20 protein-coding genes are annotated in these 25,485 nt (G+C 66.7%); 11 read left to right on the top strand and 9 right to left on the bottom strand.

Annotated elements, in window-relative coordinates; genetic code table 11:
• The first annotated feature begins 12 nt into the window (after positions 1 to 12).
• The 4 genes from JWN03_RS01035 to JWN03_RS01020 are packed head-to-tail and all read left to right on the top strand — an operon-like array spanning position 13 to position 5,339.
• On the top strand, positions 13 to 1,140 hold the full coding sequence (locus JWN03_RS01035; RefSeq protein ID WP_297608247.1) for an LLM class flavin-dependent oxidoreductase: 1,128 nt from the start codon (positions 13 to 15) through the stop codon (positions 1,138 to 1,140).
• The gene (locus tag JWN03_RS01030) at positions 1,133 to 2,317 is read left to right on the top strand and encodes a thiolase family protein (protein ID WP_297608244.1); all 1,185 of its coding nucleotides are present in this window, start codon (positions 1,133 to 1,135) and stop codon (positions 2,315 to 2,317) included. The genes JWN03_RS01035 and JWN03_RS01030 overlap by 8 nt, the downstream gene beginning before the upstream one ends.
• 24 nt (positions 2,318 to 2,341) lie before the next feature.
• A complete protein-coding gene (locus tag JWN03_RS01025) occupies positions 2,342 to 4,087 on the top strand; it encodes a class I adenylate-forming enzyme family protein (protein ID WP_297608242.1) in 1,746 nt (581 codons plus the stop codon).
• Positions 4,088 to 4,115: 28 nt separating this feature from the next.
• On the top strand, positions 4,116 to 5,339 hold the full coding sequence (locus JWN03_RS01020; RefSeq protein WP_297608239.1) for an acetyl-CoA acetyltransferase: 1,224 nt from the start codon (positions 4,116 to 4,118) through the stop codon (positions 5,337 to 5,339).
• 221 nt (positions 5,340 to 5,560) lie between these two features.
• Here JWN03_RS01020 and ilvD read toward each other — a convergent pair whose 3' ends face one another.
• Complete coding sequence (ilvD, locus tag JWN03_RS01015; protein WP_297608236.1) at positions 5,561 to 7,414, bottom strand: dihydroxy-acid dehydratase; 1,854 nt, start codon at positions 7,412 to 7,414, stop codon at positions 5,561 to 5,563.
• 99 nt (positions 7,415 to 7,513) lie between these two features.
• Between ilvD and JWN03_RS01010 the strand changes: the two genes are divergently transcribed.
• Positions 7,514 to 8,101 (top strand): TetR/AcrR family transcriptional regulator, encoded by a 588-nt coding sequence (locus JWN03_RS01010; RefSeq protein ID WP_297608233.1) that lies wholly within the window; start codon positions 7,514 to 7,516, stop codon positions 8,099 to 8,101.
• Here JWN03_RS01010 and JWN03_RS01005 read toward each other — a convergent pair.
• Entirely contained in the window at positions 8,098 to 8,976 is an 879-nt protein-coding gene (locus JWN03_RS01005) for an alpha/beta fold hydrolase (RefSeq protein ID WP_297608230.1), read from the bottom strand. The two genes, JWN03_RS01010 and JWN03_RS01005, sit on opposite strands and share 4 nt — an antisense overlap.
• A 120-nt stretch (positions 8,977 to 9,096) precedes the next feature.
• Between JWN03_RS01005 and JWN03_RS01000 the strand changes: the two genes are divergently transcribed.
• Entirely contained in the window at positions 9,097 to 12,501 is a 3,405-nt protein-coding gene (locus JWN03_RS01000; protein WP_297608228.1) for a BTAD domain-containing putative transcriptional regulator, read from the top strand.
• On the opposite strand, the gene JWN03_RS00995 is transcribed toward JWN03_RS01000, so the two are convergent.
• On the bottom strand, positions 12,431 to 13,297 hold the full coding sequence (locus JWN03_RS00995) for an NAD-dependent protein deacetylase (RefSeq protein ID WP_297608226.1): 867 nt from the start codon (positions 13,295 to 13,297) through the stop codon (positions 12,431 to 12,433). The two genes, JWN03_RS01000 and JWN03_RS00995, sit on opposite strands and share 71 nt — an antisense overlap.
• 124 nt (positions 13,298 to 13,421) lie before the next feature.
• Positions 13,422 to 14,420 carry a 1-aminocyclopropane-1-carboxylate deaminase/D-cysteine desulfhydrase gene (locus JWN03_RS00990; protein WP_297608223.1) on the bottom strand — a complete coding sequence of 333 codons (999 nt, stop codon included), beginning with the start codon at positions 14,418 to 14,420 and terminating at the stop codon, positions 13,422 to 13,424.
• Between the two features lie 214 nt (positions 14,421 to 14,634).
• Between JWN03_RS00990 and JWN03_RS00985 the strand changes: the two genes are divergently transcribed.
• Together JWN03_RS00985 and JWN03_RS00980 are read left to right on the top strand one after the other, a co-directional pair.
• Positions 14,635 to 15,498, top strand: a complete 864-nt coding sequence (locus JWN03_RS00985; RefSeq protein WP_297608221.1) for an SDR family oxidoreductase — start codon at positions 14,635 to 14,637, stop codon at positions 15,496 to 15,498.
• Between the two features lie 22 nt (positions 15,499 to 15,520).
• A complete protein-coding gene (locus JWN03_RS00980) occupies positions 15,521 to 16,846 on the top strand; it encodes a phytoene desaturase family protein (protein WP_297608219.1) in 1,326 nt (441 codons plus the stop codon).
• Here JWN03_RS00980 and JWN03_RS00975 read toward each other — a convergent pair.
• Positions 16,803 to 17,450, bottom strand: coding sequence for a TetR/AcrR family transcriptional regulator (locus JWN03_RS00975; RefSeq protein WP_297608216.1), 648 nt, complete (start codon positions 17,448 to 17,450; stop codon positions 16,803 to 16,805). The two genes, JWN03_RS00980 and JWN03_RS00975, sit on opposite strands and share 44 nt — an antisense overlap.
• 70 nt (positions 17,451 to 17,520) lie before the next feature.
• On the opposite strand from JWN03_RS00975, the gene JWN03_RS00970 reads away from it, so the two are divergent.
• A complete protein-coding gene (locus JWN03_RS00970) occupies positions 17,521 to 18,939 on the top strand; it encodes a cytochrome P450 (protein ID WP_297608213.1) in 1,419 nt (472 codons plus the stop codon).
• 22 nt (positions 18,940 to 18,961) lie between these two features.
• On the opposite strand, the gene JWN03_RS00965 is transcribed toward JWN03_RS00970, so the two are convergent.
• Positions 18,962 to 19,972 carry a TY-Chap domain-containing protein gene (locus tag JWN03_RS00965; RefSeq protein WP_297608210.1) on the bottom strand — a complete coding sequence of 337 codons (1,011 nt, stop codon included), beginning with the start codon at positions 19,970 to 19,972 and terminating at the stop codon, positions 18,962 to 18,964.
• A gap of 123 nt (positions 19,973 to 20,095) precedes the next feature.
• Here JWN03_RS00965 and JWN03_RS00960 point away from each other — a divergent pair, with 123 nt between their 5' ends.
• Positions 20,096 to 20,887, top strand: coding sequence for a 3-oxo-5-alpha-steroid 4-dehydrogenase (locus JWN03_RS00960; protein ID WP_297608207.1), 792 nt, complete (start codon positions 20,096 to 20,098; stop codon positions 20,885 to 20,887).
• Here the strand turns inward: JWN03_RS00960 and JWN03_RS00955 are convergent.
• From JWN03_RS00955 to JWN03_RS00945, 3 genes are all read right to left on the bottom strand, one after another.
• A complete protein-coding gene (locus JWN03_RS00955; RefSeq protein ID WP_297608204.1) occupies positions 20,838 to 22,145 on the bottom strand; it encodes a sensor domain-containing diguanylate cyclase in 1,308 nt (435 codons plus the stop codon). The two genes, JWN03_RS00960 and JWN03_RS00955, sit on opposite strands and share 50 nt — an antisense overlap.
• A gap of 34 nt (positions 22,146 to 22,179) precedes the next feature.
• On the bottom strand, positions 22,180 to 22,989 hold the full coding sequence (locus JWN03_RS00950; protein WP_297608201.1) for an SAM-dependent methyltransferase: 810 nt from the start codon (positions 22,987 to 22,989) through the stop codon (positions 22,180 to 22,182).
• A gap of 157 nt (positions 22,990 to 23,146) precedes the next feature.
• Positions 23,147 to 23,926 (bottom strand): M50 family metallopeptidase, encoded by a 780-nt coding sequence (locus JWN03_RS00945; protein WP_297608198.1) that lies wholly within the window; start codon positions 23,924 to 23,926, stop codon positions 23,147 to 23,149.
• Positions 23,927 to 24,097: 171 nt separating this feature from the next.
• Between JWN03_RS00945 and JWN03_RS00940 the strand changes: the two genes are divergently transcribed.
• On the top strand, positions 24,098 to 25,240 hold the full coding sequence (locus JWN03_RS00940) for an LLM class flavin-dependent oxidoreductase (RefSeq protein WP_297608195.1): 1,143 nt from the start codon (positions 24,098 to 24,100) through the stop codon (positions 25,238 to 25,240).
• Positions 25,241 to 25,485 lie beyond the last annotated feature (245 nt).

The following is a 25,485-nucleotide window of genomic DNA, read 5'->3' as shown; positions in this document are numbered from 1 at the left end:
CATAATCCACGTTTGAGCGTCAGCCTGCCGTACTGGCAGGACCGCGATCCCCTGGACGCGCTCCTGGTTGCCGAAGCCGCCGACAAACTCGGCTTCGACCGGCTCTGGATCGGCGAGATGGCGACGTTCGACGCCTTCGCGCTGGCGACCGCCATCGGGCAAGCGCCCGGCCGTATTCCGCTGTGTATCGGCCCGCTGGCGGTGGCCGTGCGCAGCCCGGCGACGATCGCTATGGGGGTCGCCAGCGTTGCCGCCCTCACCGGCCGTCCCGTCGATATAGCGCTCGGCACCTCCAGCACGGTGGTGGTGAGGGACTGGCATGGCCGGGAAAGACAACGCACCGCAGTGCATTTGGAGGAGTCGGCTCGTATCGTCCGTCGTCTACTTGACGGTGAGAAGGCCGACTTCGACGGGACAGTGGAACGCATACGCGGCTACCGGCTACGCCTGCCCGGCCTCGGCGCCGCGCAGGCTGAATCCCAGGTGCCCTCGGCCTCCGCTGCTGAACAGCGTTTGAGCACGGCGCGTTCCGGGGCGGCGCAGGTGTCCGCCACCATCCAGGTGGACGCGGGATATCCGGTGGTCTCCCTGCCTGCCGAATCTGCAACAGCTGTTCCGCGCTATGAACTGGTGGTGGCGGCTTTCGGGGAGCGGGCATTGGCCGCCGCCGCACGTACCGCCGATCGGGTGGTGCTGAACCTGGTGACACCCGCACAGGTGGCCCGATGTACCACGGCGGTCAAGGAATTCGCCGCTGAAGCGGGTCGCCCGGCACCGGCAATCTCCGTATGGGTAACAGCGGCGGCCGACCCCTCCGCTGAAATGCTCACCACGGTGCGGCGTGGAGTGGTCGGGTACCTGCGCGCACCCGGATATGACGCCATGTTCACCGAGGCCGGGTTCGGCGATGTGGTCCGTTCGGCACAAGCGGGCGGCCATCCACGAGAAGTACTGGCGGCTGTACCCGACGAATTGGCCGCCACAGTAGGCATGTTCGGCGACGAGGCCACCTTGGCCGCACGGTTGACCGCGTACCGAGCGGCCGGGGCCGACGAAATCGTGGTGGTTCCCGTGACCTCGGCAGCGGATCCTGCCGCCTATCGCACCCTGCAGACGCTCGCAAGGATCGACCATGACTGAGGCCTACATCTACGACGCTGTCCGACTACCTCGTGGCCGAGTGCGCAAAGCCGGCGGCATCCTCGCCGACGTGCCGCCCTATGAACTGTTCGGCCAGTTGCTCTCCGCTTTGGAGAAGCGTTCGTGCCCACCGGAATCCGTCGACGACATCATCGTCGGGGTGAGCACGGCCGTCGGAGAGCAGGGCGGTGATGTCGCCCGTGCCGCCGGATTGTGGGCGGGCTGGCCGGATTCGGTCCCCGGCGGAGTGGTGTCTCGGCTGTGTTGCTCGGGATTGGACGCGGTGGAGAGCGCTGCAGCGCGCATTGCCGCCGGATATGCGGACATCATGATTGCCGGTGGCGTGGAATCGATGTCACGTGTGCCGATGCTGTCCGACCGGCCCGCCATTGCCGCCGACAATGACCTGGGGGAGCGCACCGGTTTTGTCACCATCGGTGTCTCAGCGGATCTCACAGCCGCCGCGCACGGCATTACCCGCGCGGAACTCGACGCTTACGCCGTGCAATCACACCGAAGAGCCAGTGTCGCAGCCATTTCCGATCGGGTGATCCCGGTTCGCAAGGGCGGAACATTGTTGCTCGCTGCTGATGAGGGCGCACGCCCGGACGCCACTGTCGAAGCCTTCGCCGCATTACCCGCGCTGTTCGGTGAAGACCCCTCCTGGGAGCGAGTTGCTCGCCGCTTACCCGACGCACCTCGTCCGGCCGCCGGGCTGCACACGCTTGGCACCGCACCTCAGCTCGCGGACGGCGCGTCAGCAGTACTGCTGGGCAATGCCCAGGCGGCTCGCACACTTGGCCGAAGTCCGGTGGCCGCCATCGCCGGAACCGCTCAAACGGCTGTTCGCTCACCCCTGCTGACCGCACCTGTGACGGCTGCCCGCACCGCTCTGCGCCGAGCCGGAATCACCGCCGCCGACCTCGATGTGGTGGAGGTCAACGAATCCTTCGCGGTAACACCCCTACTGCTGACCCGTGCACTGAATCTCGATCCAGCACGGGTGAATCCGTCGGGTGGTGCGGTCGCGGTAGGTCATCCACTCGGTGCGTCGGGCGGCATTCTCATCGCGCAAGCGCTGGATGCCCTGCGGCGCTGCGACGGCGAATATGCGCTGGTGACGATCCCCGCCGCACTGGGCCTGGGTTCCGCTGTGGTCCTGCGTCGTCTGTCCTGAGAACTACGAGTCCTAGGGAACCACATGGCCGAATCATCCGCTCCCGCACCGATTGCCAGCACCCGCCGTGCGGGCCGCACCCGCCACCCGGTACGCCCCTGCCACCCGGAGGGCACCGTCCGCGGGTACCTCGAGCGCGGCTGGTGGGAGGGCGAGACGATCCCGGAAATCTTCCGCCGCCGCGTCGTCTCAGCCCCCGATGACCCCGCGATCACCGACCCGGCGAACCTGGAAGAACTGTCCGGCGCCCAACCGCGCACCCTGACCTGGCAGGGCCTCGACGACCACGTAATCGATATCGCGACAGTCCTGTTCGCCAATGGCATCCGCCAGGGTGACACGGTGGCGGTCCTGCTACCCAACTCGGTCGCACTGACAGCCACCTACCTCGCGCTGTGGCGGCTGGGCGCGGTGGCCACACCCATGCCCGCCTCCTACCGCAGGCATGAAATCTCCGGCATTGTCGCTGCTACAGAGGCCGATGCGATCATCACCGCCGGTGCACTCTCCGGCCGTGAGCTGGCGCGGGAGGCACTCGCGGTAATGGACAGCGATGCCACCGTCTTCGCCTTCGGTCCCGGCATCCCGGAAGAGTCTGTGGCACTGGGCGATCCCGCGGACCTGCCGGCCCGCACCCGCATGCGTGACTACGAACTCGCGCTGAAAGTGACCGTGAACGACCGGATCACCGTCTGCTGGACCAGCGGCACCGAGGCCGCGCCCAAGGGCATCCCACGCTGTCACGGCGACTGGCTGGCAGTGGCCCGGAGCGTCCAGGACGGCCTCGGCATCACCCCGGACTCAGTGGTACTCAACCCCTTTCCCATGGTGAACATGGCCGGATTCGCCGGAGCCTTCCTGCCCTGGCTGCTCGCCGGCGGCCATCTGGTCCAGCACCACCCCCTGGACCTGTCCGTCTTCTTCCGGCAGATCGCCGAACACCGGGTCACGCACACCAGCATGCCGCCCGCCCTGTTGACCATGCTGTTGCAGAACGAGACCCTGCGTGCCCGAGCGGACCTGTCGTCCCTGCTTACCGTCGGCTCAGGAGGCGCGCCGCTACCGCCGCCCGTAGTCCGCCGCTGGCAGGAGGAACTCGGCATCCACGTCCTCAACTTCTTCGGCTCGAATGAGGGCGTGAGCCTGCTCGGCGCACCGGCGGATATCCCGGATCCGACTGTGCGAGCGCAACATCTGCCGCACTACGGTGCTCCCGGCGTGCAGTGGTCAACCCGGCTGGCCGAGCGCACGGCCGTGAAGCTGGTCGACGTCATCACGGGAGAGACAGTCACGACGCTGGGCGACCGAGGAGAACTCCGCATGCGCGGCCCTGCTGTGTTCGGCGGCTACCTACCGGGCACCGCAACCACCGAGCCCTTCGATGAGGAGGGATACCTGTGCAGCGGAGACGTTTTCGAACTGTGCGGTGAAGGCGGCCGATACCTGCGCTTCGTGGATCGCGTGAAAGAGATCATCATTCGAGGCGGGATGAACATCGCCCCCGCAGAAATCGAAGGCCTGCTCTCCGACCACCCGGCCGTCGCCGATATCGCCATAGTCGGCTACCCGGACGAGGTGCTCGGCGAAAAGTGCTGCGCCTTCGTAGTTCCCAAGCCCGGAACCACCGTCACCCTCGCAGACCTGGTCACACATCTGCGTTCCCGCGAAGTGGCCTCGTTCAAGCTCCCGGAGCGCCTCGAAATCGTCGAAACCCTCCCACGCAACCCGGTCGGCAAATTGCTCCGCCGCGAACTGCGCGACCAACTATGAACCGTCACAACATCATTCAGGAGTCCTAATGTCCGTCCACATCCTCGGCGGCAGCCAAACGGATTTCGCCGTCAACTGGCATCGCGCGGGCCTCGGCTTCGACGCACTGATCCGCACCGTCATCGAACAAACCCTGGAATCCACCCACATCAACCCGGCCGATATCGAAGTGATCCACGTAGGCAACGCCTTCGGCCAGCTCTTCACCGGCCAGGGACACCTGGGCGGTATGCCCGCCACCGTCCTCCCCGAGCTCTGGGGCATCCCGTCCACCCGCCACGAGGCCGCGTGCGCCTCCGGGAGCATGGCGATACTGGCAGCAATGTCCGACCTCGAATCGGGCCGCTACGACTGCGCCCTGGTCATCGGCGCCGAGCTGGAGAAAACTGTCCCCGGCAACCAGGCCGCCGCCTACATGGGCGCAGCCGCATGGACCGGCCACGAGGCCCAGGACACGGACCTGGTCTGGCCCACCATGTTCGCGGCCATTGCCGAGGAATACGACCGGCGCTACGGCCTGGACCCCGCCCACCTGCACGCCATCAGCGAGCTCAATATCACCAACGCCCGCCTGAACCCACTGGCCCAGACCCGCGAATGGAAGTACACGCCAGAAAGTTTCACCTCCGACGACACCGCCAACCCGCTGGTAGCAGGCCCGTTGCGGCGTCAGGATTGCAGTCAGATGACCGACGGCGCCGCCGCGGTGGTTCTGGTTTCGGACCGATTCCTGGAGCGCCATAACGACTTCCAGGAGAGTCGCCGGGCGACCATCTCCGGCTGGGGACATCGAACCGTTGGGCTGTCGCTCGCACAGAAGCTGAGTATGTCCGCCGAGGAGCCCTACGTCTTCCCTCATATCCGCGGCGCAATCCACGACGCCTTAGGCCGTGCCGGGTTCGGAGATATCACCGACGTGGATGCGGTAGAGGTGCATGATTGCTTCTCCATGTCGGAGTACGTGGCCATCGACCATCTGGGCCTCACCCCGCCGGGTGAGAGCTGGAAGGCGATCGAATCAGGCGACATAGCGCGCAGCGGCAGTCTACCCATCAACCCCGGCGGTGGATTGATAGGCATCGGTCATCCTGTGGGGGCCACAGGAACTCGGATGCTTTTCGATGGATACAAGCAAGTCACCGGACAGGCAGGGGAGTACCAGGTTGATGGCGCGTCGAGAGTGGCAACACTGAATATCGGCGGTAGCACAACAACAGTGGCCGGATTCATCGTCGAGAAACGCAGCACCTAACACCGAAAAACCAAACCGAGTCTTCGTCTTTCGTGTCTTGTTCTCAAGAACCGGACCAACTCTGCTTCGGATGCAAGAAGCCCCGGTGCACCGACCGTTTCGGCATAGAAACCGTCAGGTGCCGGGGATCGCACAGCGGGTGTCTGGGCGGCACAACGGTTATCAGGTCTGTGCCGCACAGACACCGGCTGTGCGGTTCTCTTTGTCTACTTGCCTTCTCGCTACCCCGCGAGCTTCTCCACATCCCGAACCGCACCACGGTCAGCAGATGTAGCCAGCAATGCGTACGTCCGAAGGGCGACCGACACTTGCCGTTCCCGAGCCTTCGGCCGGTACCCACTCCCGGCCTCCAATGCCTTTCGTCGCTCAGTCAACTCGCCCTCATCGACATGCAGCGTGATACTCCGGGAAGGGATATCGATGGTCACAGCGTCGCCATCCTGAACCAGCGCCAATGGCCCAGCTGCAGCGGCCTCCGGCGACACATGCCCGACCGACAGCCCGGATGACCCACCGGAGAACCGCCCATCGGTCACCAGTGCGCACTGCCCGGCCAGCCCGCGTCCCTTGAGATACGAAGTGGGATAGAGCATCTCCTGCATTCCCGGCCCGCCACGCGGCCCTTCGTATCGAATCACTAGCACATCGCCGGGCTGCAATCGCTTCGAGAGGATGGCGTCGACCGCGTCCTCCTGTGATTCGACCACCACCGCCGGCCCGGTGAACGTATGCATGTGCGCTGCCACTCCGGCGGATTTCACCACCGCGCCGTCGGGGGAGAGGTTGCCGCGCAGCACTGCCAGGCCGCCGTCGGTCGAATGTGCGTGGGCGTGATCGCGGATGCAGCCCTCGGCCGCGTCGGTGTCGAGTGAATGCCATCGCTCCGACTGCGAAAATGCTGTGGCGGAGCGCTTTCCGCCCGGTGCGGCGTGGAACAGTTCCATAGCCTGAGGGGAAGCGGTGCCGCTGCGGACATCCCATTCGGCCAGCCACTCGCTGAGCGAATCCGCGTGCACCGCAAACACATCGCGGTGCAGCAGCCCGGCGCGATCCAGCTCGCCGAGGATCGCGGGGATGCCGCCCGCGCGGTGCACATCCTCGATCAGGTAGTCGCCGTTCGGTGCGACCTTGCAGAGGCACGGCACCTGCAGTGACATCTTCTCCATATCGACGAGGGTGTAGTCCAGCCCGGCCTCCTGGGCGGCGGCGAGCAGATGCAGCACCGTATTGGTGGACCCGCCCATCGCCAGGTCCAGCGCCATGGCGTTGTCGAATGCCTTGCGGGAAGCGAGGTTACGCGGCAGCACGCGGGCGTCGTCCTCGTCGTAGTAGCGGCGGGTCACTTCCATCACCGTGCGCCCGGCTGCTTCGTACAGATCGCGGCGCGCGGTGTGGGTGGCCAGGGTGGTGCCATTGCCGGGCAAGGCCAGCCCCAGTGCTTCGGCGAGGCAGTTCATCGAGTTCGCGGTGAACATCCCGGCGCAGGAACCGCAGGTGGGACAGGCGTTCTCCTCGATGAGCTCCATATCCTCGTCCGACACCAGCGGTGACACGGCCTCGGACATGGTGACGATGAGATCCAGCCGGCTGCGCACGGTCCCGTCCACGAGCACGGCTTTGCCGCCTTCCATCGGGCCGCCGGAGACGAAGACCGTCGGGATATTGAGCCGCATGGCGGCCATGAGCATGCCAGGAGTGATCTTGTCGCAGTTGGAGATACACACCAGAGCGTCCGCGCAGTGCGCGTTCACCATGTACTCGATGGAGTCCGCGATCAGGTCCCGGGACGGCAGTGAGTACAGCATTCCGCCGTGCCCCATGGCGATTCCGTCGTCGACGGCAATCGTATTGAACTCGCGCGGAATTCCCCCGGCCGCGCGCACGGCCTCGGAGACGATTCGCCCGACCGGTTGCAGGTGGGTGTGCCCGGGCACGAACTCGGTGAAGCTATTGGCGATCGCGATCACCGGTTTGCGGCCGATATCCGCTGACGGCACTCCGCTGGCCCGCATGAGCGCGCGAGCTCCTGCCATATTCCGGCCGTGCGTGACCGTGCGTGAACGCAATTCCGGCATGACGCCACCTCCCGCAGTAATTGCAACCGTGCGGTTGGAGTTTGCCACACCGGATGGCTAATCCGCAACCGCACGGTTGGAGATGGTTGGATAGACCCCATGGCGTGGGATACCGAAGGAACCAAGCGGCGGCTGCTGGAGGCCGCGGTGCAGGAGTTCGCCGAGCGCGGGCCCGACGGCGCCCGTGTCGCGGCGATCGCGGCCCGCGCAGGCATCAACAAGGAGCGCATCTACCAGTACTTCGGCGATAAGCAGGGCCTGTTCGAGGCCGTGCTCACCGACCAGCTGGCCCAGCTCGCCGCCGCCAGCCCACTCTCCGCGGACAAGGCGGGAGACCTTGCCGAGTACGCGGGGCACGTCTTCGACTACCACCGCACCCACCCCCAATTCCTGCGGCTGCTGCACTGGGAGGGGCTGCAGGCGCAGGGCGGCGAGCTACCGGCGGAGTCTGCTCGCGCCTCCCACTACGCCGAGAAGGTGGCGTCGCTGGCGGCCGCCCAGCGCGCGGGCGCACTTCCCGATGACGTGCCGGCGGGCTATCTGCTGTACGCGGTGGCTGCCCTCGCCGCCTGGTGGTTCTCCGTACCCCAGGTGGTCCGAATGCTGCTGGGAGCCGACGCCGAAGACCCGGCGGCTATGCGATCGGGCTTGGTCACGATGGTCCGGCGCCTCGAACTGCGCGACTAGCGCTGCGCCAGTTCCCGCAGCGCGCGGACGATTTCGGCGGGAGACTCTTCGGCCATGAAGTGACCACAGGTGACCGTCTCGTGTGTGAGATCGGGGGCCCACGCACTCCACAGCGCGCCGGCGTCGAAGCCGAGGAAGGATCCCCAATCCTGCTGCAGGACAGTCACGGGCATGGGCAGGGTATTGCCCGCTGCCCGGTCGATACGGTCGTGATCCACATCGATCCCGGCCGAGGCGCGGTAGTCGGCGACGATCGACGGAACCGCCTCCCGGCAGGCCCGCAGGTATGCGTCCCGGATATCGGCGGGGATGGCCTGTGGATCGCGGGTCCAGATATCCAGGAAATGTCCGAAGAAGGCGTCGGGGCTCGCACCGATGAGTTGTTCGGGCAGGCCCACCGGCTGGGCCATGAGATACAGGTGGAAGCCGATTGCCGCGCTGGCTCCGTGCATGACATCCCACATGTCGAGGGTCGGCAGGACGTCGAGTGACGCTAGGCGGGTCACGCGCTCCGGGTGGTCCAAGGCCGTGCGGATGGCGACCAGCGCTCCGCGGTCGTGCCCGGCCAGCATAAAACGCTCGTGGCCGAAAGCCGCTGCGAGAGCGACGATATCGTTGCCCATCGTGCGTTTGGAGTACGTCTCGCCATCGGTGTCGGCGGGTTTGTCGCTGTCACCGTAGCCGCGCAGATCCGGGCAGATGACGGTGTGATCGGCGGCCAGATCCGCGGCCACGTGCCGCCACATCAGGTGGGTCTGCGGGAAGCCGTGCAGCAGCACGATCGGGCTGCCGGAACCGGCGACCGCGACATTGAGGGTGACGCCCTCCGCGACGGCGACACGCTGATAGTCGAAACCGGGGATACGCGCAGCCATGATGTTCCTCTCGAGTGCTCGTCGAACCGGGTGCTCGTCGAACCAGATGAGCTTCACCCGAGGCACTGAGCAATCGATCAGCAGCGACTGAGCGCTAGCATCGATCATCGTGATCCGGACATGCTGACCCTGGGAGTTCTCGGCCCGCTGTGGGCCGCGGACGAGCACGGTCCCGTGGCCTTGAAGGGGCCGCGTCACCGCGCGGTACTGGCCCGGCTGCTGGCCGCGCGCGGCCGGGTGGTGCCGGTGCACCAGCTTGTCGATGATCTTTGGGACGAGCCGCCCCGCGATGCGGTGGGAACGATCCAGACCTTCGTCGCGGCACTGCGCCGCGCGCTCGAACCCGATCGTGCGCCCAGGCAACCGGCCCGAATACTCGTGACCGCCGCACCCGGCTATGCACTGCGGGTCGATGCGGAACAGGTGGACGCGGAACGTTTCGAGGCGCTCGTCCGGAATGCGGGAGATCATTTGGAGGCAGGTCGGAGCGCGACGAACAATGCGGCGCCGACGAACACCGGGGCCGGACATGACCTCGGCACGGCCTTGCGCATGATCGACAGCGCGCTGGTGCTGTGGCACGGCCCCGCCTATGCCGAATTCGAGGGCGCGCGCTGGGCTCGCGGTGAGATCGTCCGCCTCGGTGAATTGCGGCTCCTGGCAATGGAACAGCGAGCTCGGGTGCTGTTGGAGCTCGGCCGCGACGCCGAGGCGGCCACGATGCTCGAGGCACACCTGCATGACCATCCGCTGCGCGAACAGGCGTGGCAACTTCGGGCGCTGGCCCTGTACCGCTCCGGCCGCCAGGCCGACGCACTCGCAGCGCTGCGCTCCGTACGTGCAACCCTGCGCACCGAACTCGGCGTGGACCCGGGCGCGGAGCTGCGTGCGATCGAAAGCGCCATGCTCGCACACGCACCGCACCTCATGCCCGCGCGACAGGGGAATTCTGTCCTTGGACAATCGATCCGGCACGCAATCGTGCCCGCTGGCATTGATTCGGCGGACCCGGCGGGAGGCACCGCACGGATCCCGGGGCGGATTTCCGGGCAGCTGGCGCCTGCGAGTCCCCTTACCGCACAGTCTGCGCGCGGTGCTGGTCAGCGCGGCAATTCAGCTGCGGGCGAGCCGATTCCGGGCCGGTGGGCAGGGGTGGAAGGCGCGCGCCCGGGCCGAGGTCTGTTCGTGGGGCGGACAGGTGAGTTGAGTCGGCTCGAGCGGGCCGTGCAGGAGTGCGTGGAGTTGGGCAGGGCGCGGCTGGTCTTGATTTCGGGGGTTGAGGGCGCCGGGAAGAGTGCTCTCGCTGAAACATTCACCGCCACGCTCGCCGAACAGGGGTGGACGATTGCGTGGGGTGCGAGTCCGGCGGATCGAGGTACACCGCCGAGTTGGCCGTGGTCCCGGATGGTGGCTGGGCTCGCCGCCGGTGGTCGCGAGGTGGAGCCGGAACTGTTGTCGGAGAGCATGAATGGTGATCCGGCGGTGGCACGGTTCCTGGCGCGGCAGGCTGCGGTGGGCTACCTCGCCGAAGTAGCGCGCAGCGGACCGGTGGCACTGGTCTTCGACGACCTGCACTGGGCGGGGGAGGAGACGCTGGAGCTGCTGACCGCGTTCGTCATCGCGCCGGTGGCCGGGCCGGTGCTGCTGGTGGGCACCTATCGGAGTACCGACCTGAACACGGATCTGACCGCCGCATTGGCGCGAATGGCGCACCGGGAGCCGGTGCGAGTGCACCTCGGCGGGCTCGACGAATCCGAGACGGGCGAGCTGGTCCGGATACTCGCCGGGGCCGATGTCGGCAGTACCGCCATCGACCGAATTCATCGGCGCGGGAACGGAAATCCCTTCTTCACCCGCGAACTCGCCCGGCTGCTGCGCGAGGAAGGTGAGGCGGCGCTCGACGCCGTTCCGGCCGGTGTGCGGGATGTGGTGCGGCACCGGCTCGGCGCGCTGCCGCTGTCCGAACAGACTGTCCTGCAACAGGCGTCGGTGATCGGCGGCGAGGTGGACCGTGAGCTGCTGGTGGAGCTGGCAGGGGATGAGCACCTGGTGCTGTCGGCACTGGATGCCGCGCTGCGGGCCGGGTTCCTGTACGAGTCGGACTCCGCCGGTGTGGTTTTCACACACGCCGTGGTGCGCGATGTGGTCTACGGCGAGATTTCCGCACCCCGCCGCTCCACCTGGCATGCGGCGGTCGGTGAGCTGCTGGACGCGGCCGGTGTCGACTCCGCCGTGCTGGCCTACCATTTCGGTCGCGCGGGAACGCGGGCCACGGCGGCGCGTGCGGGGAAGTACGCGCGTGACGCGGCTCTGGCGGCCGAGCGGGAGTTCGCGCCGCACGAAGCCGCTCGGCTGTGGCAGCAGGCCGTGGTGGCCTGCGAACGTGTCGGCGCGGTGCGGGACCGGCTCGAAGCGACCATGGGTCTGGTGCGGGCGCTGGCGGTGACCGGGCGGCTCGCGGAGGCCAGATTGCTCCGGTCGGAAACCCTCAGGACCGCAATGGAACTGGACGACCCGGAGCTATCGGCCCGGTTGATCGTGGCCTTCGATGTACCTGCCGTATGGACGGACAATGACGACCCGGAGTCGGCTCGCCGGATCGCGCAGGCCGCCGAACTCGCCCTGCGCCGACTGCCCGGCGATGAGCGGGAACTGCGCTGCCGACTGCTGGCCACCATCGCCTTGGAACTGCGTAATGCCGATGGCGAACGTGGTCGTGCGGCCGCCGCGGAGGCCGAAGCGACCGCGCGGCAATTGGATGACCCGGCATTGCTGGCACTCGCGCTCGATGCGCGGTTCATGCAGACGTTCTACCGCGCTGGTCTCGCCCCCGAGCGCGCCCGCCTCGGCCTCGACCTGACCACCCTGTCTCGCGGCGCCGGCCTGGTGACTTTCGAGGTGCTCGGTCACCTGATACTCATCCAGGCCCACAGCGCCGCCGCCGATTTCGACAAGGCGGACGAGCACGCGGCTGCGGTGGATGCTCTGGCCCAGCGTTACGGACTCCCACTCGTCGCCGTCTTCACACAGTGGTATTCCGTACTACGGCAATCGCTTTCCGCATCCCACGCCGAGTCCGAAGCCGCCTACCGGACCGTCGCCGCAGCCCTGCGCGGTACGGATATGCCCGGACTGGAACGCGGCCTGCTCTCGATGGCACTGCTGTGCGTGCGCCTGCGCCACGGCAAGCCGCTCGGTTTCGACAGCGGTACCGACTGGGGTTCGCACGAGCCATGGGTACGGCCGCTGCTGCTGCTGGAGCAGAACCGCCGCGACGAAGCGCGTAAGGCCCTGCTGACACTGCCCGCGCCGCCTCCCGACCTCCTGCTGGAGCTGCGGCTCTGCCTGATCGCTCGTGCCGCCCTCGAACTCGACGAGGAGTCCTTGATCCGCAGCGTCCACGACCGATTGCTGCCTGCTGCGGCCGAACTCGCGGGCGCGGGCACCGGTCTGATCACCCTGGAACCGGTAGCCCACTACCTGCAGTTACTTGACGCGGCGCTAGAGCATCGGCCAGTGCGGTGAGCACCGTTGAGCAATTCGCGTCGACGGTGAGTGTGGCCAGCTCATCGCCGCGGGTCGCGCCCCGATTCACGATCACGACATCGCGGCCGGATTTCGCAGCGCGCCGCGCGAATCGCAGCCCTGACATGACGGTCAGCGACGACCCGACCACCAGGAGGGCCTCCGCCTCCTCGACCATCTCGAAGGCCTCGTCCACCCGATCCCTCGGCACGGTTTCCCCGAAGTAGACGATGTCCGGCTTCAACATCCCGCCACACCGGTCGCAGTCGACCATACGGAAGCTCGCGGTCTCGGTGACTACCGCATCGGCATCGGGCGCGACCTCCAGGCCACTGAGGGTGGACGCCTCCGCGAATCCTGGATTCGCTGCTTCCAATCGTTCGGCCAGGGTCATGCGCGAGGTGAGCCCCGCGCACTCCAGGCATCGCACCCGGGCGTAGACCCCGTGCAGATCGATGACCGCACGCTGTCCCGCCTTGGTGTGCAGCAGGTCCACATTCTGGGTGATCAGACCGGTCACCGCGCCGCTGCGTTCGAGCCTGGCCAGCGCGCGGTGCCCGGCATTCGGCCGTGCCGAATCCATATACCGCCAGCCGACGTGATTGCGCGCCCAATAGCGTTGCCGGAACACCGGATCGCCGACGAACTGCTGATAGGTCATGGGGTTGCGTGGCGGTGTGTTCGGGCCGCGGTAGTCCGGGATACCGCTGTCGGTGGAGATGCCCGCACCTGTCAGCACCGCTACTCGGCGGCCGGCGAGCAGCTCCAGCAGCCGCTCCACTGAGGAATCCGACATGAGGACAGCGTACGAGGCGGGCTGTGGTGTGCGCCCGCACGTACCGTTTCGGAGGCAGTGGCCCCCACCGGCGCATCTCAGGCCGTTACCGCGGACGAGGTCGCCGCCCGGCTTCGGGACCGTGTCAGCGTGGACCGTTGGTATTGAGGAAGACGACCGGGCCGCGCCCGAACCGGCCGTGCGCGTTCATGTCCATCAAGGCGGCCATGGCCTTGGCGGTGTAGACCGGCTCCAGATTCAGGTGCTCCAGATTCGCCGAAAGTGTTTGGGCGGTAGTGGCTTCCGGGGTCGGAAAGCCGTAGCCGGGGCCGATCCAGTCGGTCACGATATCGAGATTGCCGGTGGGGGAGACGTTCTCGGGCAGGCGGCCACCCCTGTCGCGCAGTAGGCGCACGGTGCGATCGGCCAGCCGGGTCAATGTCGGCTCGTCCAGGCGCAGCGTGTCGTTCACGACAACCCCGACCACACGCGTCGACAACCCCGCCATCCGCATTCCCAGCGACAGCCCGGCCACCGTGCCACCGGAGCCTACGGCGGTCACGATATGCGACGGCTCGGGCAGCTCACCGGCCCGGATCTGTGCGGCCAGCTCCAGCGCGGCCTCGACATAGCCGAGTACTCCGACCGCTGAGGACCCGCCCGCGGGAAGCAGATACGGCGGCCGCCGACCGGAGAAGTTGCGGGCCAGAATGAATGGCGCGGCGAGAATCGTGCGGGCCTTGGTGTGCGTGAAATGCAGTTCCGCCCCGGACGCGCGCAGGCGTTCCAGCTGCCGGCGCACATGCTCGTCGACCGGCTGATCGACCAGTGCCAGAACGGTTTTCAGCCCGTGCTCGCGGCCGTACAGCGCCGTTGCCAACCCCCAGTTGGTGCCCAGTCCGCCCACGGTCACGATGGTGCGGCGCCCGAGCCGCAGGGCATCGGGGAGCAACCACTCCAGTTTGCGCACCTTATTGCCGCCCCAGCCGCCCGCCCCGAAGACGCTGTCGTCCTTGACCCACAGGTCCGCGCCGGTGGTGTCGAGCGCGGACAGCTGCCGCACGGGTGTCGGGCTCGTCCCCAGCGCGATATGCGGGACGGTGCCGGTCAGATCCGGAAACAGCTGATGGAGGTGCGGTGTCACACCCTCAACGTATCGACCGGCCGGTACCTATACCAGCGTGGGCCCGCTTCGCACCCCTGCACACGCCGAATTGCGGGCGCGCACAGGCGTTTCGCTCATTTGCACCGTCAACAGCACCTTTAGGCCGCGTAGAATGAACGGTGGCGGGCAGCGGCGACCGTACACGTGGCGAATGAAGTTCGGAGTTCTTCGCCCTTGCTCACCTAGGAGCATCATGCCCGGGCTTACCGATCGAGTTGTCATCGTCACCGGAGCCGGCGGTGGTTTGGGTCGCGAGTACGCGCGGCTGCTGGCCCGGGAGGGCGCACTGGTTGTCGTCAATGATTTAGGGGCCAATCGCGACGGTACCGGATCCGGCACTGCCGTGGCGGATGCCGTGGTAGCCGAGATTCGCGCGGCCGGCGGAACGGCTGTCGCCAACTACGACAGTGTCGCCACCGAAGAGGGCGCCGCCTCCCTCGTCCGCACCGCGCTCGACGAATTCGGTGCGATACACGGCGTTCTCAACAACGCCGGGATCCTGCGGGATACCAGCTTCGCCAATATGAACCGCGACGATTGGGAGGCTGTGCTGCGGGTGCACCTGTTCGGCGCGTACCACGTCACGCACGCGGCCTGGGGGCACTTCCGCGAACAGGGTCACGGCCGGATCGTCATGGCGACCTCCACCTCCGGCCTCTTCGGGAACTTCGGCCAAGCCAATTACGGCGCAGCCAAACTGGGGCTGGTCGGCCTGCTCAATACCCTCGCCATCGAGGGCGGCAAGTACGACATCACCGTCAATGCCGTCGCCCCGATGGCCGCCACGCGCATGACCACAGATGTCGCGCCTGCCGATCTGCTGCAACGGCTTCCACCGGCGCATGTCGCTCCGGTAGTCGGCTATCTGCTGAGCCAGGAGTGTGACGACACCGGTGTCGTACTGATTGTGGGCGGAGGTTCTGTACAACGTGTACAGCTGTTCGCCAATAAGCCGGTGTTGTTCCCGGATGTCCCGAGTATCGATGAGGTACGGGAGAATTGGAGTCGCATCACCGATATGGCCGACGCTCAACCCGGGGTGAACCCCGCCGGTTGAGCCTTTCCTAGGGAGCCTCGCCATGAGCGAGAACCATTGGGACGCACTGGTTGTCGGAGCGGGGGCAGGCGGGCTCTGCGCCGCTGCCCGGCTCTCGCACCATGGCTACCGCACGCTGGTGGTCGAGCGTCTGGACCGGGTCGGTGGTCGTGCCTCCACCGAGGAGATCGACGGATTCAAAATCAATACCGGTGCGATCGTCGTCGAACTGGGCGGTAGCACCGAGCAGACGTTCACCGATGTCGGCGCGAAATTCGAAGTGCGCCCGGCCAATCCGTCGATACTCTATCGCATCGGCGGCCGCACCGTCGATATCACCAGCGGCGGCTGGGGTCTGCTGCTGTCGCAGCTCATCCGGCAGGGCGCACCTCTGCTGAACGACACCATGGAACGCGAGGGCGGTGGCCCGCACGGCATTCTGGATCGCGAGCTGTCCACCGCGGACTGGGTGCGGCGGCATACGAAAAATGTTGCGGTGCAGGGCGTCTTTCGCGCCATGTGCGGGGCGGGCTTCGCGGTCAGTTCGGATGAACTGCCCGCGCGGGTTTTCCTCACCCACTTCGCCGAGTTGACGTTCGGAAACTTCGGCTTCTGCCCGGAGGGCACCATCGGCCTGTGGCGCGCACTCACCGAAGTGGTGGAACGCAATGGGGGAGAGGTCTGGCTGGACACCGAGGTCTCGCGGCTGCGCGTCGAAAACGGCCGCATCGCAGGCGCGAGCCTGCTGCGCAATGGCGAAACCGTCGAGCTCACTTGTGATTTCGCGATCAGTGACATCGGTCCCTCGGCCACTCTGGATCTGGTAGGGCCCGAACACTTCTCACCGGGCTACATCGGCACGGTGTTGCAGGGTGATCTGCCCAGCGCCATGATCTCGGTGAACTTCGCCAGCCGTGAACCTCTCGTCGACGCGCCGGGGCTGCTGAGCTTCGTGAACACCCGACGGCTTTGCTACGTAGCGGATTTCACCGCCACCTGCCCCGAAATGGCGCCCGACGGCTGGCATCTCTACGTGGGTACCGGGGTGCCGAAACCCTCGGTCGGTGATTTCGATACCGACTCCGAAACCGCCCTGGTACTACAGGATCTCAGCCGGGAGATCGACGGCTTCGATCGGGCGCGCATCCTGTCCATTGCCGTCACTCGTGACGACTGGCCGCCACAGCGCACCGTCTCCGGCTACGACCTGCCGCACGACACCCCCATCCCGAACCTCTGGAATGTCGGTGACGCGGTGAAGGAATACGCGCACGGCGGCACCACCGCATGCGCGGAAACCGCGAAGATCGTGGTGGACAAGATTCTCAGCGCAGCTTCGCGGCTGTCCCGGGTAGCCGATCCACCATAGCCACCACATAATCGGCCACGATCTCGATGAGCACCGGCCGCTCCACCTTCAGTCCGCCGTCGAGCCACACCAGAATCAACTCGGCCGCGCCGCCGGTAATGAGCTGGGCCAGCGCGGTGAGCGCGGTGTCCTGCCCCTCGGGGATGTCCAGCAGCATGCGGGTCTGCTCGATGATCGTCTCGGCCACCTTCCGCATGCCCGCGAAGCGCCGCCGCATGAGGGCCTCACTGCCGTAGGCCTGTGCGAAGGCGATATTCGCGCGCCGCGGATCATCGGTCATGGCGATGATCAGCGCGGCCACACCGGCCCGAATCTTGTCCTCGGGTTCGCCGGGCGTCTCGGCCATGGTGATCTGAGCCTGTTCCAACGCCGCCTGCTGCACCTCGTCGAGCAGGGCGCCCGCCAGCGCATCGAGATCCGGGAACGATTCGTAGAAGAATCGCGGCCCGACCCGGGCCTGCTCGCACACCCCGCGCACGGTCAGCGCGGCCAGACCCTGGGTCCCGACAATGTCGAGTGCGGCCTCGAGGAGCCGCCGCCGGCGCTGTTCGCGACGTTCATCGGTGGAGGTTCCGCGATAGGTCCCGCTGAAGGCGCGCGTCACCTTCACAGCTTTGCACAGATATTGGGAAACGAACGTTTACGGAAACATGTGTTTCCGCTAACGTGAATGCATGGTGCCTCGTAAAGCCGTGCTGAACCATCGAATTCAAGGTCGTGCCGCCGGGGTGCTGGAGCGATATCCGTCCGCGTCCCGGGCCCTGGCCACCCCGCCGCCCGGTAGCGGGCTCAAACCTGTCATGGGTGATTACGGTGCGCCGGGCATCGGCCACATGGTGAGCATGCTGGCCGATCCGCTCGCCTTCTCGCGCCGGCGGATGCACCGCTACGGCCCGGTGCAGTGGACGGGCGCGTTCGGCCGCCGCATCGTCGGGGTGAGTAGCCCGGAGGCCGTCGAGGAGCTGGTCCTGGACCGTAAGCATGTGTACTCGGCGCAACAGGGCTACGAATTCCTCATCGGACCGTTCTTCCGGGGCGGAATCCTGTTGCGCGACTTCGACGAGCACACCTACCACCGTCGCATTCTGCAGCAGGCGTTCACTCGCCCGCGCCTGATCGGCTATCTCGACCTCACCACGCCCCGAATCGTCCGCGCTGTCGACGGCTGGCAGCCCGGGCCCGTTTTTCTGCTCTACGACCATGTCAAACAGCTACTCCTGGAGCAGGCCACGGTGGTGTTCGCCGGGGCCGAACTCGGCCTCGAGGGAACGCAGTTGGCGCACGCCTTCGAGGATGCGGTGCGCGGCGGGCAGGCCGCCATTCGCACCAATATGCCCGGGGGAGTGTGGAATCGGGGACTGCGCGGGCGGCAGACGCTGGAGGAATACTTCCGCCGGGAAGTCCCCGCCAAGCGCGCGGGCGACGGGGACGATCTGTTCAGTGTGCTCTGCCGCGCTACCACCGACGACGGTGAATCCTTCACCGACGCAGACATTGTCGACCACATGATCTTCACCATGATGGCCGCGCACGACACCAGCACCAATGCCATCTCCATGCTGGCCTACGAGCTGGCCCGGCACCCCGAATGGCAGGACCGCCTGCGCGAGGAGTCCCGTGCGCTGGGCAAATCCACGCTCGACTACGGCGATGTGGACCGGCTCACTGGTTTGGACATGGCTTTCCGGGAGACGCTGCGCATGTACGCGCCGGTCGGCCAGATCGTGCGGCAGGCCATCGCCGACACCGATATCTGCGGATACTTCATTCCCGCGGGCACCCTCGTCATCGCCGGGGCGTACACCATGATGCGCGCCGAGGAGAACTGGCACGATCCCGACGTCTTCGACCCCGAGCGCTTCGATCCGCAACGTGCGGAGGACAAATCGCATCGCTACGCCTGGCCGCCGTTCGGTGGCGGTGCGCACAAGTGCATCGGCCGGTACTTCGGCGGCATGACGGTGAAGGCCGTCCTGCACCGCATGCTGCTCGAATATCGCTGGAGCGTGCCCGCCGGCTACGAGGTGCCGCTGGTCGCCGGTACCGGTCCCAAGCCCGCCGACGGGCTGCCCATCCACCTGCAACGGCTCTAATCCGGCTGAAAGGGAGTGCGGCTCAGCGTACGTCGCGTGGCACCCCGAGCTCCGCATCGAGATAGCGCAGCTCCGGATCGCGCCGCCGGCCGTTGCGGAAGGCCCGGAACACCAAGTCCTGCGGGTGTTGCACCGCGAATACCTCCTGGAAGGTCGTCACCGTCCGCTGCGGCGCACTCAGTAATCGCGGATTATGCCCGGCCTTGGCGAGCGGGCCCTCCCAGATGAGCGCCGCGCCACCCGGCACGCTGTGCGGTGCGAAGCTCCAGCCCAGATCCCGCATGCGCCGGTCGAATTCGCTCGCACCGAGCCCGGCGACATCCCACCCGCTGGCCTCGTTGAACAGCTGCCGCCCGTGCAGGAATTGCACGAAGCACGGATCGGGTCCGGGATGCGGGGTGCTCAGATTGATCACGCCGTCCCATGGCAGTGTGGTCAGCGCCCAGGCCAGCCGGGTCTCGAAATCGGCCCAGTCGGCGCACTGGGCCGTCGCATTGCGTTCACTGGGCCGATCGGCGGGCAGCCCGTAATCGCTGACGGTATCGGGCGCGTCCAGACTCCAGGCGCTGAAGCGCAACCGATCCGGTGTCATGGCCAGACCCCGGTCCAGCACCGCCACCACCGATTCCGCGATCTGCTTGCGCTGCTCGAGCGGCGACCCGCGCCGCCAGCCGGCGGCCCATTCGCGTGCCAGTTCCGGTTGCTCCTGAACTCGCTGCACCGCTCGCCATTGCGGATCCGGTGTGGCGGTATCGGATTCGAGCGGCAGCGGGCACGGATCCCAGGTGCCCTCCGGCTGTGCTCGCAGCGCGGTGCGTAGTCGCTCGGCGTCGGCGGGATCGTCGGGGACGGTGATCAGTACCTCGATCTCAGTGCCCTGCTGCGCGAAATGCGCATGGCGCCCGGTGCTTTCGTCGCGCACCTGAATGAATCGCGGATTCCACTCCAGGCCGAATCGATCGGCCGCTTCCTCGTCCTCCTCCAGGAAGGACGGCATCCATTTCAGCAGTACATCCCAGCCCTCTGCACCCATCTACGCCTCCCTCCAGGCTCCCGCCAACCTACCGGGCGGTTAGGTGCCGTGCCCGCGTATGGGTACCGAACCGTAGGCCCGGCGTGGTAGAACCTGTTCTAGTTTTACTACGAAGGACCGTGAATGAACTGGTATACCGGCAACACCGTTTACGACACCGTACTCACGATCGCGTTCGCATTCGCCGCGTTCGTGCTGGTGGGCGGGCTGTTCGGGCAGAGCCCCTACGGCCGATTCGCCACCGCCAAGCTCGGCCTGAACCTGAACCCGAAACTCGGGTGGTGGCTCATGGAGATTCCGGCCACCGTGGTGTTCGCGGTCGCGTACCTGACCGGGCCGCACCGGTTCGAGCCCACCTCACTGGTGCTGGCGGGGATCTGGATTCTGCACTACGCCAATCGCGGCTGGTTCTTCCCGCTGTCCATCCGCCAAGTGCCCGGCAAGACAAGCAGTTTCAATGTCTCGGTGCTCGGCATGGGCATGCTCGTGACCTGCATGCACGGGTACCTCAACGGTGCGCTGTTCAGCCATGACTACCTCGGGCAGTACGGCACCGGCTGGCTGACCGATCCGCGTTTCATCATCGGCCTGGTGGTGTACCTCTGCGGGTTCGGGCTGCTGGTCAGCTCCGAGTGGATCGTTCGCAATCTACGGGACAAGAACAACCCGGGCGCAACGGAATACAAGATCCCGTTCGGGTTGGGTTTCCGATTCGTCACCAGCCCCACCTATCTCGGTGAGCTGCTGGCCTGGGCGGGCTTCGCGCTGCTCACCTGGGCGCTGCCGGGTGTGGTCATCTTCCTGATCACCTTCGGCAATCTGGTGCCGCGCGCCTTCGCGACGCACAAGTGGTACCGGGAGAAGTTCAGCGAGTATCCGGGGGAGCGAAAAGCTTTGCTGCCCTTCGTGATCTAGCGGCCTTATCGCGGTACATGGCGGTGTCCACGGCATGCATGAGCTCGTCGATGGCGGTCGAATGGGTATCCACCAGCGCGGTGCCGATGCTCGCGCCGACCGTCACCGACAGGCCCGCCACATCGAACGGCTGGCGCAGCGCCCCGAGGATGCTGTCCGCCACTTCCGTCAATTCACTTCGGCCCGAGCAATGTTCGACCAGCACAATGAACTCGTCGCCGCCCAGCCGCGCCGCGACGGCCTTCTCCGGCAGGACGGCGCGCAATCGCTGCGCCACATCGCAGAGCACCCGGTCGCCCGCGGTATGGCCGCGACGATCGTTGATCTCCTTGAAGCCGTCCAGATCCAGATAGCAGACGCCGACCTGACCGTCGGCGGCCGCGAGCCGGTCGAAGAACAGCAGCCGGTTGGGCAGACCGGTGAGCGAATCGTGGTGCGCGTCGTACCAGAGCTGATCGGCCAGCTGTTTGCGCTCGGTGACATCGACGGTGACCCCGATCAGGAAGCGGGGGTTGCCGTCGCTGTCGCGCACCACGGACATGGACAGGTCGATGATCGTGATGGTGCCGTTCGGGCGGGTGTGCACCGACTCGATGCGGAAGCTGTCCACCTCACCGGAGAACAGCTGCTGGAAACGGGCGAAGGCGTCGCCGATATTCATCGGCCCGAGAATGTCGGCCACCGAGCGTCCCGGCATGGATTCGGCTGGGACGCCGAGCACTTCGGCCATCGCATTGTTCACATCGACGACCCGGCCGGTGGTGATGTCGATGGTGCCGATGCCCACCGACGCGCCCGCGAAAATAGCCTGGAACCGCGCCTCCGACAGCTGCCGCCGCGCCTCCGCCTCCCGGGCCGCGGTCAGGACGGCGGCCATGGTGCTCTCCTGCTCGGCCAGTGCGGCATAACGCAGGCCCGCGGTGAACGCGGCGGCGAATTCGGCGGCCACCTCGATGGCGCGGTCGCGGACGGCAACGAAATCCCGGCATTCGGGATCGGGGCAGACGGCGTCGACGAGGTCCTTGCAGAGCACCAGTACCGAGCGGTGCACTGCCAGTGGGTCACGGTAATTGGCCGCGACCAGCGCCGCGGCCGCCGCGGCCGCCACCGTTGTCGCACCGGTCCCGCGCACCGCCTCGATCAGTCCGGCGGCATAGGGATCCAGCAGCTCCTCGACCTGGGTGCGGTTGAGCGTCGGCGCGACAGCGCCGTCGAGCATGGCTGCCCACCGCACCGCCAGTTCGTGTGCCGCACCCACCGCTAACCCCCTGCCCCGAAAGTCCTACGCCTACTCAGCCTTTGCGCCCCACACCGGCCAAACCGAGTGAGTGGCCCGGTGCTTCGTGCTGATCGCGCTCGGATTCGGGCCGCCACACCGGCAGCTCGACCACTCCAGGCTCGACCAGCTCCCAGCCCTCGAAGAAGCTGCTGATCGCCTCGTGCGAACGGAAATGGATACCGACATTGCTCTTGCCGGCCGCATTCGCGCCGAGTTTGGCGGCGTCCTCGGGCCGGCTCGCCGACGTGAGGTGCGAAATGGCGACAAAGCTGCCGGAAGGCACCGCGGCGCGCAGCGTGGCGACGGTATCGGCCGGACGGTCCTCGTCGCCGAGCAGGTGCAGGACGGCGAACAGCAGCACGCCGACCGGCTGCTCGAAATCGATAATGCCGGTCTCGCGGGCCGCCGCGAGCAGATCGACCGGCTTGCGCAGATCGGCCTCGATGGCGGCGGCGCCGGTATTGCCCTGCAGGATGGCCCGGGCGTGCGCGACGGCCACCGGATCGATATCCGCGTACAGCACGCGGCAGGTCGGGTCGATCTCCTGGGCGATCTCGTGCACATTGCCCGCGGTCGGAATGCCGGAACCGATATCCAGGAACTGCCGGATCCCCGAATCCACCAGAAAGCGCACCGAGCGACGCAGGAACGCGCGATTGCTCAGGGCCAGCCGCGGCAGATCCGGTACGAGCGCCTTGCCCATTTCGGCGGCGCGGCGATCGATGTCGAAATTGTGCGAGCCACCCAGTAGCGCGTCGTACATGCGAGCGGGGCTCGCCTGCGCCATGTCCACGCCCTCCGGGGCCCATGCCGGTCTTTCCATCCCACACCCTCCTGCGATCACGATCGAACCCGGCCGGACGATCGATGAAGGGGTTTCGCCGTGTTCCCGATCACCCGGACGGTGCACCGCGAATGTTAGCCCGCATTCTCCAGAAATCTTGTAGCGGCATCGATCTCGTGATGTCGCACGAGGATCGTCACCGCTCGGCGGACACGGAACACGTGTTGTGAGTGAGCGGCGGCACACACACTCCGGTCACGTCGTTCAGCAACAGCCGGGCGCCCAGCACCAGCGAGCACAGGGCTACCGCTCCGAACGCCAATACCCACAGTAGTCCCGGTATGCGAGTGAGGCGCGCCAGTTGATCGGCATCGGAATTGGGTTCGTTCCGGCGATTACGCTGCAACTCGATGACCGGTCGCACCGCCGCCAGCAGCAGGAACCACGCCGCCAGATAGGCCACTGCCGCCTGAACGGCGTCGGTGCCGAACCAGGAGACCAGAAAGATCAGCCCGCCGGTCAGGAAGACCGTCAGGAGGCCGTATCCATTGCGCACCTTCAGCAGCAGGACGGCCAGCAGTGCGATCGTCAGCCACAGCATGAGCGTGATGCGATGTGCGCCCAGCAGTGCCGCATAGCCCAGACCCACCAGTGCGGGCGAAGGATAACCGGCGGCGCTGGTGAGAATCATGCCGAGCCCGTACGGCTTTCCGCTCGAGACGGTGAGTCCGGAAGTGTCCGAATGCAATCGGATGCTGTTGAGGCGCCGGCCCGTCAGCAGCGCCGTGAACGCATGCCCGCCCTCGTGTGCGATGGTCACCACATTGCGCAGAATCCGCCAGGTCGGGCGGAAGGCCACCAGCAGCAGCGCGACAACTCCGGTGCCGACCACCAATTGCCACGGCTGCGCGGACTGCGTGGACGTCACCCGGTCCATGATCGTGCTGCCGCGTTCGACGAACTCTGCGCTCTGCATCGCCGAACCATAGCGAGTGTCGCGGTCCGAGGCCAGATTACCGCTGGACATATGGCTTTTCGCGGAGTACGAGCGCCGGACCGATGCCCGCAATCACCGCACGAGGTACGGGGCTCGACGCGATAATCGGCGTGGGCCCGATTCCGGTGTGCCCGTCGAGAGGAGACCATCGTGTCGGACTCGCAGCAGAAATCATTCGCGGTAGGCACCCTAGCCGGTGTGAACCCGCCCTTGGCCGCCGCGCGCTTCGTGGTGCGGATGGCCCGGCTCGGGCGGCTGGATTCGGTACTGGCGCCGGATCATTTGATCGGTGTGTTCCCACGTTCGGTGTGGGACAGCGATTTCACCGCGCAGGCGAAGGCGATCAACAGTCCCGACGAGCAGTTCGATTACGCACCATTGCTGGCGCATCTGGCCGCGGGGGCGGGCCGGGTGCAGCTGGGGGTCGGCGTGACGGATCCGCATCGCAGACATCCGGTATTGCTGGCGCAGACGTTCCTCACGCTGGCGCATATGACGAAAGTGCCGCCCATCCTGGGCATCGGGTCCGGCGAGCGGGAGAACCTCGATCCGTACGGGTTCACCTGGAATCGTCCGGTGGATCGCCTGGAGGAGGCGCTGCAGGTGCTGCGCGCGGCGCTGACGGCGACGGAGCCCATCGAATTCTCCGGTCGCTACTACAAAATCGACAGGGCGCCAATGGATTTGACGGCGCCCGCCGACCGGATGCCGCAGATCTGGATCGGCGCGCACGGGCCGCGCATGCTGGAACTGACGGGGCGATATGCCGACGGGTGGTATCCGTGGGAGTCGATGTCGCCGGACGAGTACCAGCGGCGACTGGGTCTGGTCCGCACCTCGGCCCGCGAGGCCGGGCGCGATCCCGAGGCGATCGTTCCCGCGCTGATGCTCTCGATCGTCACCGCGCGCACGCAGTCGGGGATCCGGCGGCTGCTGCGCAATCCGTCGGTTCGCTATCTGGGTTTGATGGCTCCCGCTGCGGTGTGGACGCGCTGCGGCGCGAAACATCCTTTCGGAGAGGACTTTCGGGGTCTGATCGATCTGATGCCGCACCAGCTGACCAGAGCCGAGGTGCTGGAAGCGATCGAAGAGGTTCCGGACGAGGTGCTGTACGAATGGCTGGTGATCGGTACGCCCGCGGAGGTGCTGGCCCGCGTGCGCGCGCTGGCCGATGCCGGACTGCGGCACGCCATCGTCTTCCCGTCCTCCGCGCTGGTGTCGAATGCCGATGCGGCATTCGGTTACGGCGTGGTGCTCTGGCTGGCGGCCCGGCTGCGCCGGCCGGTGGAGTGACATGGATTACAGTCCATGCGGTTGCTGCATTATGGCTGAATAGACTGCATTACACGGCTGGAGCGGGGTGTCCGGCGGTGTGCAGGTCGTCAGTGCAGGAGGGTTCGTCCGGCGCCGAGGGGGCAGTACATGCGGGTTGGTCTGCGGTTGCTCCGAGATTGGTGGCGTGAGGACGTCGACTACGGGTGGGTGGTCGACGCGATCGCGTCCCGGTCGGCGCTCGGGGTGCTGAAGGTTGCTATCGG

The sequence above is a fragment of the Nocardia sp. genome, assembly GCF_025465275.1.
Taxonomy (GTDB): Bacteria; Actinomycetota; Actinomycetes; order Mycobacteriales; family Mycobacteriaceae; genus Nocardia.
The sequence above is the reverse complement of the archived record's forward strand: the minus strand, read 5'-3'. Positions and strand labels throughout refer to the sequence as shown.

Coding starts and splice junctions, on each gene's coding strand:
- JWN03_RS01030 (WP_297608244.1), top strand. CDS start 1,133: ATGACTGAGGCCTACATCTACGACGCTGTCCGACTACCTCGTGGCCGA.
- JWN03_RS01025 (WP_297608242.1), top strand. CDS start 2,342: ATGGCCGAATCATCCGCTCCCGCACCGATTGCCAGCACCCGCCGTGCG.
- JWN03_RS01020 (WP_297608239.1), top strand. CDS start 4,116: ATGTCCGTCCACATCCTCGGCGGCAGCCAAACGGATTTCGCCGTCAAC.
- ilvD (WP_297608236.1), bottom strand. CDS start 7,414: ATGCCGGAATTGCGTTCACGCACGGTCACGCACGGCCGGAATATGGCA.
- JWN03_RS01010 (WP_297608233.1), top strand. CDS start 7,514: ATGGCGTGGGATACCGAAGGAACCAAGCGGCGGCTGCTGGAGGCCGCG.
- JWN03_RS01005 (WP_297608230.1), bottom strand. CDS start 8,976: ATGGCTGCGCGTATCCCCGGTTTCGACTATCAGCGTGTCGCCGTCGCG.
- JWN03_RS01000 (WP_297608228.1), top strand. CDS start 9,097: ATGCTGACCCTGGGAGTTCTCGGCCCGCTGTGGGCCGCGGACGAGCAC.
- JWN03_RS00995 (WP_297608226.1), bottom strand. CDS start 13,297: ATGTCGGATTCCTCAGTGGAGCGGCTGCTGGAGCTGCTCGCCGGCCGC.
- JWN03_RS00985 (WP_297608221.1), top strand. CDS start 14,635: ATGCCCGGGCTTACCGATCGAGTTGTCATCGTCACCGGAGCCGGCGGT.
- JWN03_RS00980 (WP_297608219.1), top strand. CDS start 15,521: ATGAGCGAGAACCATTGGGACGCACTGGTTGTCGGAGCGGGGGCAGGC.
- JWN03_RS00970 (WP_297608213.1), top strand. CDS start 17,521: ATGGTGCCTCGTAAAGCCGTGCTGAACCATCGAATTCAAGGTCGTGCC.
- JWN03_RS00965 (WP_297608210.1), bottom strand. CDS start 19,972: ATGGGTGCAGAGGGCTGGGATGTACTGCTGAAATGGATGCCGTCCTTC.
- JWN03_RS00960 (WP_297608207.1), top strand. CDS start 20,096: ATGAACTGGTATACCGGCAACACCGTTTACGACACCGTACTCACGATC.
- JWN03_RS00950 (WP_297608201.1), bottom strand. CDS start 22,989: ATGGAAAGACCGGCATGGGCCCCGGAGGGCGTGGACATGGCGCAGGCG.
- JWN03_RS00945 (WP_297608198.1), bottom strand. CDS start 23,926: ATGCAGAGCGCAGAGTTCGTCGAACGCGGCAGCACGATCATGGACCGG.